The sequence below is a fragment of the Rhodococcus sp. Z6_132 genome, assembly GCF_058133635.1.
In genome coordinates this window covers 693,645-705,261 of sequence record NZ_JBYUNP010000001.1, presented here as the reverse complement: position 1 = coordinate 705,261, position 11,617 = coordinate 693,645, and the positions used below count along the sequence as shown (strand labels likewise).

The 11,617-nt window shown below is 72.0% G+C and carries 12 protein-coding genes; 9 read left to right on the top strand and 3 right to left on the bottom strand.

Annotated elements, in window-relative coordinates:
* Position 1 precedes the first annotated feature (1 nt).
* The 8 genes from AC3YO9_RS03280 to AC3YO9_RS03245 all read left to right on the top strand — a co-directional run bounded on the left by AC3YO9_RS03280 (position 2) and on the right by AC3YO9_RS03245 (position 8,181).
* The gene (locus AC3YO9_RS03280; RefSeq protein ID WP_489982117.1) at positions 2-580 is read left to right on the top strand and encodes a hypothetical protein; all 579 of its coding nucleotides are present in this window, start codon (positions 2-4) and stop codon (positions 578-580) included.
* 123 nt (positions 581-703) lie between these two features.
* The gene (locus AC3YO9_RS03275; protein ID WP_489982116.1) at positions 704-1,591 is read left to right on the top strand and encodes a hypothetical protein; all 888 of its coding nucleotides are present in this window, start codon (positions 704-706) and stop codon (positions 1,589-1,591) included.
* A gap of 172 nt (positions 1,592-1,763) precedes the next feature.
* On the top strand, positions 1,764-2,423 hold the full coding sequence (locus AC3YO9_RS03270; RefSeq protein ID WP_489982115.1) for an HAD family hydrolase: 660 nt from the start codon (positions 1,764-1,766) through the stop codon (positions 2,421-2,423).
* Between the two features lie 146 nt (positions 2,424-2,569).
* Positions 2,570-3,241: a TetR/AcrR family transcriptional regulator gene (locus tag AC3YO9_RS03265; protein WP_489982114.1), complete on the top strand. Its 672-nt coding sequence runs from the start codon at positions 2,570-2,572 to the stop codon at positions 3,239-3,241.
* 111 nt (positions 3,242-3,352) lie between these two features.
* Entirely contained in the window at positions 3,353-4,162 is an 810-nt protein-coding gene (locus AC3YO9_RS03260; RefSeq protein ID WP_489982113.1) for an enoyl-CoA hydratase-related protein, read from the top strand.
* Positions 4,149-5,396, top strand: coding sequence for an acyl-CoA dehydrogenase family protein (locus tag AC3YO9_RS03255; protein WP_489982112.1), 1,248 nt, complete (start codon positions 4,149-4,151; stop codon positions 5,394-5,396). The genes AC3YO9_RS03260 and AC3YO9_RS03255 overlap by 14 nt, the downstream gene beginning before the upstream one ends.
* Positions 5,397-6,446: a phosphotransferase family protein gene (locus AC3YO9_RS03250; RefSeq protein ID WP_489982111.1), complete on the top strand. Its 1,050-nt coding sequence runs from the start codon at positions 5,397-5,399 to the stop codon at positions 6,444-6,446.
* 79 nt (positions 6,447-6,525) lie between these two features.
* A complete protein-coding gene (locus AC3YO9_RS03245) occupies positions 6,526-8,181 on the top strand; it encodes an AMP-binding protein (RefSeq protein ID WP_489982110.1) in 1,656 nt (551 codons plus the stop codon).
* A gap of 13 nt (positions 8,182-8,194) precedes the next feature.
* Here AC3YO9_RS03245 and arfB read toward each other — a convergent pair whose 3' ends face one another.
* The gene (arfB, locus tag AC3YO9_RS03240) at positions 8,195-8,632 is read right to left on the bottom strand and encodes an alternative ribosome rescue aminoacyl-tRNA hydrolase ArfB (RefSeq protein WP_489982109.1); all 438 of its coding nucleotides are present in this window, start codon (positions 8,630-8,632) and stop codon (positions 8,195-8,197) included.
* Positions 8,633-8,781: 149 nt separating this feature from the next.
* A complete protein-coding gene (locus AC3YO9_RS03235; protein ID WP_127784292.1) occupies positions 8,782-9,990 on the bottom strand; it encodes an acyl-CoA dehydrogenase family protein in 1,209 nt (402 codons plus the stop codon).
* A gap of 134 nt (positions 9,991-10,124) precedes the next feature.
* On the opposite strand from AC3YO9_RS03235, the gene AC3YO9_RS03230 reads away from it, so the two are divergent.
* Positions 10,125-10,757: a TetR/AcrR family transcriptional regulator gene (locus tag AC3YO9_RS03230; protein ID WP_489982108.1), complete on the top strand. Its 633-nt coding sequence runs from the start codon at positions 10,125-10,127 to the stop codon at positions 10,755-10,757.
* Here the strand turns inward: AC3YO9_RS03230 and AC3YO9_RS03225 are convergent.
* The gene (locus AC3YO9_RS03225; RefSeq protein WP_489982107.1) at positions 10,754-11,617 is read right to left on the bottom strand and encodes a MaoC family dehydratase; all 864 of its coding nucleotides are present in this window, start codon (positions 11,615-11,617) and stop codon (positions 10,754-10,756) included. The two genes, AC3YO9_RS03230 and AC3YO9_RS03225, sit on opposite strands and share 4 nt — an antisense overlap.

The following is an 11,617-nucleotide window of genomic DNA, read 5'->3' as shown; positions in this document are numbered from 1 at the left end:
CGTGACGCGACTCCTGGTGACTGCCGGACTACTGGGTGCCATCGGCGTGCTGGCCGGTTGCGGCGGTTCCCCCGAGCAACCGGCCCCGCAGACGACCGTGGCGCCCCCGGCCAGCTCCGTGTCCGCGCCGCCGAGCACACCGCCGCCGGTGCCGGCCGAGCCCGCCCCGCGCACGACCCTGGCGCCCCCGACGCTCGCCCCCTCGGCCACCACCCGGCCCGTGGCCCCCACGACGGCGACGCCCACGCCGGCGGTACCCACCTCACGGGCGGCGGCGGTGTCGCTGCCGCCGAACCTGTGCGCCGCCACCGACCGCGCGCAGGACACCGCGGACGCCTTCATGGGTTCCCTCAGCGCCGGGCAGGTGGCCGAGGCCAGCAAGTGCGTGGCGCCCGGGGCGGTGCCGGCCGAGCTGGTGGCCAGCCTGGCCGGTCAGCAGCGGCAGACGGCCGGGTACGCGCCGGTCGGTGGCGGCGAGGGGCCGGTGTTCACCTACCGCGGCGACGGCAGGACCGTGCTCGTGACGGTGTCCCGCTTGGCGGACGGCGCCACCTGGGTCACCGGGCTCGTGGTGCGCTGAGAGCGGTGATGCTGAGGCCGATGGTTACATGCAGTGGCTGAAAGATCACCACATGTAACGGTTTTCGTGTTAGATGACGCGCACCACTGGTCGAGCCCTCGGAGCACCATGCGCCCCAGATCGATGCGCCCCAGAGTTGTCGTTGCGTCGCTGGTCCTGCTGGCGCAGGTGTTGTTCGGGGCGGTCGTCACCGCCCCCTCGGCGGCCGCCGAGGGCGCCGACGACGCGGCAGCCGCGGTTGGCTACGCCAACGCCCGCGGATACCGCTCGGCGATCGGCGTCGTGGACACCACCAACGGCCAGTTCTGGGGTGGCGGTGACTTCGACCTGCAGTACGCCTCGGAGTCGGTGATGAAGGTCTTCATCGCCACGCGACTGCTCGTCCAGGGCCAGATGAGCGGCTGGAACGAGACCACCGCCTGGAAGATGATCACCCAGTCCGACGACGCCTCCGCCAACGCGCTGTACTACCGAACCGGCGGCGACAGCGTGGTGACCTGGGCCGCCCAGCACTACAACATCCCGTTCCTGGGTGCTCCGCCACCGCGCTCGGGCTGGTGGGGCGGCACCCGCATCACCGCGCACGGGATGGCGGTGTTCTACAACGCCGTGGCGCACGACCCCCGGGTGTGGCCGTGGCTGAGCAACGCCATGCGCAACACCACCGTCCACGGCTCCGACGGCACGTTCCAGCACTTCGGCCTACCCAGCGCCACGGTCACCTGGGCCGTCAAGCAGGGCTGGGGCGCCGACAGCGCCAGTGGGCTGCCCACCTTCAACTCCACCGGCTACGTCGGCCCCGGTGACCGCTTCGCGACCGTCATCCTCACCGAGGGGCCGGGCTACGGTGCGCCGATCGCGGGCGTGGTCACCGAGCAGGCCCGCACCCTGCTGCACGCCGGCACCATCCGGCCCCCGGTGGCGGCGCAGGACCCGTTCGCGTTCCTGTTCCAGCTGCTGCTGAACTACCTCATCGACCTGGCCCGCCAGTTCCACTGGTTCGGCTTCTAGTCCGCAGGCCCTGGCCGGCGCGGCCTCAGGCGTGCGCGTCCACGATCTGCTGGACGGTGCGGTCAGTCCTCGAGGCTGACGATCCGAGTGGGCGCTGTCAGGTCTTTGCCGACGCGCGCAGGGCACCGGCCCCGTCCGTACCGCGACGGTGCGGGGGTGGTCTGATGGGGCCATGAGCGCAGTGGGCAGGAGCGACGTGGCAGAACCCGGGCGCGACGCGGTGCTGGTGGACTTCGGTGGCGTGCTCACCTCCAGCGTGATGCGCTCGTTCGCGGACTTCGGTGCCACGCTCGGTGGCGACCCGGGCCTGCCGCTGCGACTGCTCAGCGAGGACGAGGTGGCCCGACGGCTGATCTCCGAGCACGAGTCCGGTCGCACCAGCGCCGAGGAGTTCGAGCGCGGTTTTGCCGAGCGGCTCACCGCCCACGGTGCACCGGTGAGCGCGGAGGGGCTGATCGCCCGCATGCAGGCGGGCCTGACCCGCGACGAGGACACCATCGCCCTGGTGACCGGGCTGCGGGCGGCGGGTCACCCGGTGGCCCTGGTGACCAACGCCTTCGGCCGCGGTGGCTACGCAGGCTTCGACCTGGCGTCCATGGCCGACCAGGTGGTGGTGTCCTCCGAGGTGGGCGTGCGCAAGCCCTCGCGCAAGATCTACGCGCTGGCCTGCGAGCGGCTCGGGGTGTCCCCGGAGACGGCCGTGCTGATCGACGACCTGCAGCAGAACCTGGACGGCGCGGCGCGGCTGGGCATCGCCGGGGTGCTGCACACCAGTGCCGCCGAGACCCGGCGCCAGCTGGCCGAGCGGTTCGGGATCGTGGCGGCGGACTAGCGCGTCAGCCCTGGTCGGTGCTCATTCCTGGCTGGCGCCGACCCGCAGCACCAGCCGGCCGTCCCGGATCCACTCGCTCAGGGCGGCGATGCCCTGTCCGAACGACCTCATTGAAGTCGACACCGGATTCAGATATACATCGGCCCATGACCACCGACGCCGCCGCCGCGCCCGCGCGGCGGGAGCCCCCGGCCACCAGTCGCGGCGTGCGCACCCGGGCCGCGCTGGTGCAGGCGGCGCGGGTGGTGTTCGAGCGGGCCGGCTACCTCGACGCCCGGCTGGTGGACATCACCCGGGAGGCCGGCTGCGCCACCGGCTCGTTCTACACCTACTTCGCCAACAAGGAGGAAGTCTTCGCCGCGGTGCTCGAGGTGGCGCAGGAGGACATGCTGCACCCCGGCGTGGACCGCGAGGTGGACGGCGACGACGCCTACGCGGTGCTGGAGGCGAGCAACCGGGCCTACCTGGAGGCCTACCGGCGCAACGCCCGGCTGATGGGGCTGCTGGAGCAGGTGGCGCACATCGACCCGGCGTTCCGCGCCTTCCGCGCGGAGCGGGCGGCTGCGTTCATCCAGCGCAACGCTCGGGGGATCGCGGAGCTACAGCGGCGCGGGGTGGCCACCACGCGGGTGGATCCGCTGCTGGCCTCGCGGGCACTGTCCGGAATGGTCAGCCGCCTGGCCTACAGCGTCTTCACCATCGGGGAGGGTGAGGACGCCGAGCGGCCCACCGACTTCGACGAGCTGGTGCACACGCTCACCCAGCTGTGGGCGCACGCCCTGGGCATCCCGGTGCCGCCGGATCCCGACCGGGGCTGATCCAGCCTGCTATTGAAACTGAAGCCGGATTCACCTATACATAGGTTCACCCAGGCCCCGGCCCCTGTACCGGTGGATCTCTCCAGGGTGGCGAGACCCCGAGGAGCTGCTGTGCCGGTTGCAGACACCCAGGGCGGGCTGGTGCTGGCCGAGCGCCGGGGCGCGGTGGCGGTGCTGACCTTCAACCGGCCGGAGCGGCTCAACGCCTGGACCAACGCCATGGAGGACGAGTACTTCGACCTGCTGCTGGCCGCCGAGGACGACCCTGACGTGCGCGCCGTGGTGGTCACCGGCGCCGGCCGCGGCTTCTGCGCCGGTGCCGACCTGGCAGGGCTGCGCAACGTCGGCGATGCCCGGCCCGAGGACCTCGCCCGCGCCCGGCCCCGTGACCTCCCGCTGACCCTGCGCAAGCCGCTGGTCGGGGCCATCAACGGTGTCGCCGCGGGCCTGGGCCTGGTGGAGGCGCTGTACTTCGACGTCCGGTTCGCCTCGACCGCCGCCCGGTTCACCGCCGCGTTCTCCCAGCGCGGGCTGATCGCGGAGTACGGCAGCTCCGTGCTGCTGCCCCGCCTGGTCGGCCACAGCCGGGCCACCGACCTGCTGCTGTCCAGCCGGATGGTGGACGCCGCCGAGGCCCACCGCATCGGCCTGGTGGACCACCTGGTGGACGGTGACGTGCTGGCCGCGGCCGTCGACTACGCCACCACCCTGGCCACCACCTGCTCGCCCACCTCCATGGCGGTGATGAAGCAGCAGCTGCGGGCCGACGTGCCCTACGCCGAGGCGCTGCGCCGCTCCGAGGAGCTGATGCTCGACGCCTTCCGCGGCCCCGACGTCAGCGAGGGCGTCTCCAGCTTCCTGCAGCGCCGTCCCCCCGAGTTCCCGCCCCTACCGATGAGGACCAGCCATGTCGATGTTTAGCTTCTCCGACCGTTCGCTCGAGCTGCAGGACGAGCTGCTGGCGTTCATGGACTCCCACGTCTACCCGGCCGAGGCGGTGTACGAGGAGCAGATGCGCGCCTCGGGCAACCCGCACTTCCAGCCGCCGGTGCTGGAGGAGCTCAAGGTGGAGGCCAAGCGGCGCGGGCTGTGGAACCTCTTTCACCCGCACCCGGAGTGGGGCCCGGGGCTGAGCAACCTCGACTACGCGCCGCTGGCAGAGATCATGGGCCGCAGCCACCTGGCCCCGGAGGCCTGCAACTGCAACGCCCCGGACACCGGAAACATGGAGGTGTTCACCCTCTTCGGCACTGACGAGCACAAGCAGAAGTGGCTGCGGCCGCTGCTGGACGGGGAGATCCGCTCGGCGTTCGCGATGACCGAGCCGGCCGTCGCCAGCTCCGACGCCACCAACATCCAGCTGCGCATGGAGCGCCACGGTGACGAGTACGTGCTCAACGGCCGCAAGTGGTTCGCCTCGAACGCCCTGCACCAGAACTGCAAGGTGATGATCGTGATGGGCAAGACCGATCCCACCGCGGCCACGTACAAGCAGCAGTCGATGATGGTGGTGCCGATGGACGCCCCCGGCGTGACCGTGCTGCGCGGGTTGCCGGTGTTCGGCTACCAGGACCGCGAGGGCCACGCCGAGATCGACTTCCAGGACGTGCGCGTGCCGGTGAGCGACCTGCTCTCCGGGGAGGGCGAGGGCTTCGCCATCAGCCAGGCCCGGCTGGGCCCGGGCCGCATCCACCACTGCATGCGGGCGATCGGGATGGCTGAGCGTGCCCTGGAGCTGATGTGCCGCCGGGCCCAGTCCCGGGTGACCTTCGGCCAGCCGCTGTCCGAGCGCGCCAACATCCAGGACTGGATCGCCGAGGCGCGCATCGAGATCGAGATGGTGCGCCTGCTCACCCTGAAGGCGGCGCACCTGATGGACACCGTGGGCAACAAGGAGGCGCGCACCGAGATCGCGGCCATCAAGGTCGCTGCCCCCAAGATGGCGCTGAAGATCATCGACCGCGCCATCCAGGTGCACGGTGGAGCCGGCGTCACCGACGACTTCCCGCTGGCGATGGCCTACGCGCACATGCGCACCCTGCGCCTGGCCGACGGCCCCGACGAGGTGCACCAGCGCGCCATCGCCCGCCAGGAGCTGCGGAAGTACCGCGACGTCACCGCGGCGAGCAACGGCCACGAGGCCGTGGTGCGCTGAGTGACCAACGCGCAGGTGGTGGGGCTGGACCCCCACGCGGTGACGGAGTGGTTCGACAGCCTGGGCCTGCAGCGGCAGGGACGGCTGAGCTTCGAGCGGGTGGGCCTGGGCCAGTCCAACCTGGTGTTCCTGGTGCAGGACGAGGGCCGGGGGCGGTGGGTGCTGCGCCGCCCGCCGCTGGGCCACCTGCTGGCGTCGGCGCACGACGTGGCCCGGGAGGGGCGCATCCTCTCGGCCCTGCAGGACACCGCGGTGCCCACCCCGCGCGTGCACGGGCTGTACACCCCCGGGGCGGGCTCCGGCCCGGCGGTGAGCGAGGTGCCGCTGCTGCTGATGGAGTTCGTCGACGGCCGGGTGGTGGACCGCATGTCGGTGGCCGAGGCGCTCACCCCGGAGCAGCGCCGTGCCATCGGGGTGTCGCTGCCGTGCACCCTGGCCACGATCCACGCCGTGGACCTGGACGCCACCGGCCTGGCGGACCTGGCCAGCCACAAGCCCTACGCCGCCCGCCAGCTCAAGCGCTGGGGCGGGCAGTGGGAGCAGTCGCGCACCCGGGAGCTGCCCGAGCTGGACGACCTCACCGCCCGGCTGGTGGCCGCGGTGCCGGAGCAGCACGAGCTGACCCTGGTGCACGGCGACTTCCACCTGCGCAACGTGATCGCCGCCGCCGACACCGGGGAGGTGGTGGCCGCGCTGGACTGGGAGCTGTGCACCCTCGGTGAGCCCCTGGCCGACGTGGGCACCCTGCTGGCCTACTGGCCCGAGCCCGGTGAGGACACCGGCGGTGACTTCCCCGCCTCCGCGCTGCCGGGCTTCCCCAGCCGCGCGGAGATCGCCGAGATCTACCTGGCCGAGACCGGGCGCGACGCCGCGGCGCTCGCGTACTGGCACGCGCTGGGGCTGTGGAAGGTGGCGATCATCGCCGAGGGCGTCATGCGGCGGGCCAGGGACGAGCCGCAGAACGCGGCCGCGAGCGGCACGCCCACCGTGGCGCGGATCGACCAGCTGGTGGCCAAGGCCCGCGAGGTGGCCGACCATGCCGGGATCTAGCGGTGACGGCCCTGGTCAGCGCCGCCCGGTCAGCGGGATCGTGGTTGGCCCACGCCCCTCGGGTTGCCACGCTCAGCGCATGACTGAGACGCCCGCCACTTTCGCCGACGTTCTGCTGCGCCGCGCCGACGACGAGCACGACGGACTGCTCTTCGAGGACTCGCGCTGGAGCTGGCGGGAGCTGGTGCAGGAGTGCGCCGACCGCTCCGCCGTGCTGCAGGAGCTGCGGCGCCCGGAGCGCGCGTTCCACGTGGGTGTGCTGCTGGAGAACGTGCCGGAGTTCCTCTTCCTCATCGGCGCGGGCGCGCTCAGCGGTGCCACCGTCGTGGGGATCAACTCCACCCGCCGCGGCGAGGAGCTGGCCGCCGACATCCGCGGCGTCGACTGCGACCTGGTGGTGACCGACGCCCACGGCGCGGCCCTGCTGGCGGGCCTCGACCTGGGCCTGCCCAGCGAGCGGGTGCTGGAGTGCGACGGCGCCGACTGGCAGGCGCGGCTGGAGCGGCACCGCGGTGCACCCCTGGAGCCCACCGCCGAGGCGCGCGACCCCCGCACCCTGCTGATGCTGCTGTTCACCTCCGGCTCCACCGGCAACCCCAAGGCCGTCATCTGCAGCACCGGCCGGATGGCGATGCTGGCGTCGGCCAACGTCATGCACATCACCCGCGACGACGTCTCCTACAACGCCATGCCGATGTTCCACGGCAACGCGATCATGGCCTGCTTCGCCCCCGCGGCGCTGGTGGGCGGGACGTTCGTGCTGCGCCGGAAGTTCTCCGCCTCCGGGTTCCTGCCCGACGTGCTGCGCTACGGCGTCACCTTCTTCAACTACGTGGGCCGCTCGCTCGCCTACCTCCTCCACCAGCCCGAGAACCCCGACGAGAAGCGCACCAGGCTGCGCGCCGCGTTCGGCACCGAGGCCGCGCCGCTGGACCGGGCGGAGTTCGAGCGGCGCTTCGGGGTGGCGCCGACGGAGAGCTACGGCTCCAGCGAGGGTGCGGTGGTGATCAGCCACGGCCCCGACGCCCCGCCCGGGTCCCTGGGCACGCCGCCGGCGGTGATGCCCGTGCAGATCCAGGACCCCGACGGCAACGAGTGCCCGCCGGCGGAGTTCGACGTCGACGGCAAGCTGCTGAACTCCGCCGAGTGCATCGGCGAGATCGTGAACACCCAGGGCGCCATGATGTTCGAGGGCTACTACAAGAACCCTGAGGCCACCGCGGCTCGGCTCGACGGCACCGCCTACCGCTCCGGCGACCTCGGCTACCGCGACAAGGACGGCTTCTTCTACTTCGCCGGTCGCGCCGGCGACTGGATGCGGGTGGACAGCGAGAACTTCGCCAGCGCCCCCATCGAGCGCGTGCTGGCGCGATTCCCCGGGGTGCTGCTGGTGGCGGTGTACCCCGTGCCCGACAGCCGCACCGGCGACCGGGTGATGGCCACGCTGAGCATGGCCGACGGCGAGCAGTTCTCGCCCGCGGCCTTCTACCAGTTCCTCACCGAGCAGCCCGACATGGGCACCAAGTGGGCGCCCACCTACGTGCGGCTGGTGGAGGACGTCCCGGTGACCGCCACCCGCAAGATCGACAAGATGCGGCTGCGCCGGGAGAGCTGGCTGGTGGACGACCCGATCTACGTGCGCGAGGAGGACTGCTACGCGCTGCTGCGCGAGGACAAGCGTGCCGAGATCCTCGCCGAGTACGCGATGTTCGACCGGCCGACGGCAGCCCTCTGAGCCCTCGGGGCGGCTAGTAGTCGGGCCGGCCGCGCAACCGCTTGGTCTGTCCCCGCGCCACCTTCGCGTCCACCCGCCGCTGCCGCGCCCGCCGGCTCGGCTTGGTGGGGCGGCGCGGCGGGGCGTCGGGGGCGAGCGCCTGCGCCAGCAGCATCGCCATCCGGGCCCGGGCGGCCTCGCGGTTGCGCAGCTGGGAGCGGGTCTCCGACGCCGCGATGGTGAGCACGCCGTCCACGGTGCGGGTGTGCAGCCGGTGCAGCAGCCGCTCCCGCTGGTGGGCGTCCACGGTGCTCAACGTGCTCAGGTCGACGCTGAGCTCCACCCGCGAGTCGGTGGTGTTGACGCCCTGCCCGCCGGGGCCCTGCGAGCGGGAGAACCGCCAGGTGAGCTCGGCCGCAGGTACCGCCAGCCGCGCGGTCACCCGCAGGTCGCCCTCCACCGGATCCGCCACCCGGCCATTATTGCCCCGCCTCACGGCCGTGATGCGGGGCGCTGGTGCCACGACGGGCGGACGTCCGTGCCGCCCGGACCCGCTGAACCCCGCAGCAGCAGCCAGCGGGACACCGTCCTCCCCGCAAGGAGAGGGGAGGAGAGCGAGGGTCAGCGGATGTGCACGCCGGAGATGGCGCGCGCGATCACCAGCTGCTGGATCTGCTCGGTGCCCTCGAAGATGTCGAAGATCTTGGCGTCGCGGTGCATGCGCTCCACCGGGTACTCGCGGGTGTAGCCGACGCCGCCCAGGATCTGGATGGCGCGCTCGGTGGACCACACAGCCACACGACCGGCCTTGAGCTTGCTCATCGAGCCCTCGGCCGCGGCGAAGGGCACGCCGTTCTTGGCCATCCACGCCGCACGGTGCACCAGCAGGCGAGCGGCGTCGATCTCGGTCTTCATGTCGGCCAGGGTGAACGCGATCGCCTGGTTCTCGATGATCGGCCGGCCAAAGACCACGCGGCCCTTGGCGTACTCCAGGGCGTAGTCGTAGGCGGCGCGGGCGATGCCCACCGCCATGGAGCCCACGGTCGGGCGGGTGAGCTCGAAGGTGGCCATGGCCGCCTGGCCACCGCCCTTCTTGCCCTCCCGCGCCCGAGCCAGCCTGGCGTCGAGCTTCTCCTTGCCGCCCAGCAGGTTGGCGCCGGGGATGCGCACGTCGTCCAGGAACACGTCGGCGGTGTTGGAGGCGCGCAGCCCGTGCTTCTTCAGCTTCTTGGCCACCTCCAGGCCCTTGGTGCCGGCGGGCACCACGAACGCCGCCTGCCCGCGGGAGCCGAGGGTCTTGTCCACCACGGCCTGCACCACGAACACGCTGGCGACCCCGCCGTTGGTGGCCCAGGCCTTGAGACCGTTGAGCACCCACTCGTCGGTGGCCGCGTCATAGACCGCGCGGGTGCGCATGTTGCCCACGTCCGAACCCGCCTCGGGCTCGGAGGAGCAGAACGCGCCGACCTTGGGGTCGTTGACGTCACCGAAGCACTGCGGCACCCACTCGATCATCTGCTCGGGGGTGCCCGCGGCCACGATGCCCGCGGCGGCCAGGCCGGTGCCCATGATGGCCAGGCCGATGCCGCCGTCGCCCCAGAAGAGCTCCTCGTTGAAGATCGGCATGCTCAGCCCGGTGGGATCGGCCTGCAGGGTGCCCATGGTCTCGTAGCCGTAGAGGCCGATCTTGGCCGCCTCCTGCAGGATCGGCCACGGAGTCTCCTCCCGCTCGTCCCACTCGTGGGCAGCCGGCCGGACGACATCGGCGGCGAAGCCGTGCACCCAGTCGCGAAGCTCGGTCTGTTCCTGGCTGAGCTCGAGCGAGAACATGGGCGTTCGTCCCTTCGGAGGCGTGCGGTACCCGGGGCAGCGGGATGGAGCGGTGCGGCACCGGAGAACACCTTACTGCGGAGTAACATTACCTGTGGGTAAGGTCTTTGGCGACACGCAGGGAGAGGTGAGCGATGAGCGCGAGCAAGCGGCTGCCCCGCGCGGTCCGGGAGCAGCAGATGCTCGACGCTGCGGTGTCGGTGTTCGCCCGCAAAGGATTTCACGATGCTGCCATGGACGACATCGCAGAGGCCGCGGCGATCTCCAAGCCCATGCTCTACCTCTACCTCGGCTCCAAGGAGGACCTGTTCGCCGCGTGCATCACCCGGGAGGCCGAACGCTTCCTGGCGGCGGTGTTCACCGCGGTCGACCCGGACCTGCCGCCCCGCGAGCAGCTGGCCAACGGCATCACCTCGGTGTTCACCTTCGCCGCCGAGCACCGCGACAGCTGGCTCGTCCTCTACCGGCGCGCCCGGTTGCAGCAGCCCTTCGCCGCCCAGGTGTCCCAGGTGCACGACGGTGCGGCGGCGGCGGTGTCCCAGCTGCTGCAGCGCTCCGCGTGGGGCAACCACCCCGCTGCACACTTCGACAGCCTCGCCGTGGCCCTGGTCGGCGCCGCAGAGGCGCTGATCGACCGGATGCTCGACGACCCGACCGCCGACCCGGTGGTGACCGCGGAGCTGCTGGTGGACTTCGCCTGGCACGGCCTGGGCGGGCGGCGGCGCACCGAGTCGGCCGACCGCACCGGGGCCGCCGCCCCCCGCTAGCGCTGGGTGATCTGCCCGCCCAGGTGGGCGGTGCCCTTGGTGGCGCTGCGCAGTCCCACGTTCCAGCCGTTCTTGGTCTGCTCCGCCGCGAAGGCGACGGTGGAGGGCAGCAGGATCGGCTTGCGGAAGGCCACCGTGTAGTCCATCGCCTCGGGCAGGCGCCCCTCCAGCGCGGACAGACAGCGGGCCGCGCTCCACATGCCGTGGGCGATGGCTCGGGGGAACCCGAAGGCCTTGGCGCTCAGGGCGTGCAGGTGGATGGGATTGCGGTCGCCGGACACCGCGGCGTAGCGCCGGCCCAGGCCGTCGTCGAGCTTCCAGATCGCCGAGGGCTCCACCTCGTCGTCCACGCCCACCTTGGGTGCGGGGGCGGCGGCGTCGGACTTGCCGGCGCCCTTGCGCAGGTAGGTGCTGGTGCCGGTGTAGACCAGCTCCTCGCCCACCCGGGCCTCGGTGACCAGGTCGAGCTGGCGGCCCTGCCGGTGCGGACGCAGGTTGGTCGCGCGCACCCTCAGGTCGAAGCTCTCCCCGGCCAGCGCGGGCCGGGTGGTCTCGATGCGGTTGGCCACGTGCACCAGCCCGAGCAGCGGGAACGGGAAGTCACCGGCCGTCATCAGCTTCATGCTCATCGGGAACGACAGCATGTGCAGGTAGGTGGCCGGCAGGGTCTCGCTCAGCCGGAAGCCGCACACCTGCGCGTACTCGGCCAGGTGGTTGCGGTCGACGGTCACCCCGTCCAGCCGCAGCTCTCGCTCGGGCAGGGCCTGCGGGCGACCACCGGGCAGCGGCAGCGCGGCCAGCGCGGCCTTGAGGTAGGGCTGCGCCAGGCCGGGAGAGGAGCTGAGCGTCTCGGTCTGCAC

What these genes read in the sequence shown, in the direction of transcription:
- AC3YO9_RS03275 (WP_489982116.1), top strand. Translation starts at nt 704, where the DNA reads ATGCGCCCCAGAGTTGTCGTTGCGTCGCTGGTCCTGCTGGCGCAGGTG.
- AC3YO9_RS03270 (WP_489982115.1), top strand. Translation starts at nt 1,764, where the DNA reads ATGAGCGCAGTGGGCAGGAGCGACGTGGCAGAACCCGGGCGCGACGCG.
- AC3YO9_RS03265 (WP_489982114.1), top strand. Translation starts at nt 2,570, where the DNA reads ATGACCACCGACGCCGCCGCCGCGCCCGCGCGGCGGGAGCCCCCGGCC.
- AC3YO9_RS03255 (WP_489982112.1), top strand. Translation starts at nt 4,149, where the DNA reads ATGTCGATGTTTAGCTTCTCCGACCGTTCGCTCGAGCTGCAGGACGAG.
- AC3YO9_RS03245 (WP_489982110.1), top strand. Translation starts at nt 6,526, where the DNA reads ATGACTGAGACGCCCGCCACTTTCGCCGACGTTCTGCTGCGCCGCGCC.
- AC3YO9_RS03235 (WP_127784292.1), bottom strand. Translation starts at nt 9,990, where the DNA reads ATGTTCTCGCTCGAGCTCAGCCAGGAACAGACCGAGCTTCGCGACTGG.
- AC3YO9_RS03230 (WP_489982108.1), top strand. Translation starts at nt 10,125, where the DNA reads ATGAGCGCGAGCAAGCGGCTGCCCCGCGCGGTCCGGGAGCAGCAGATG.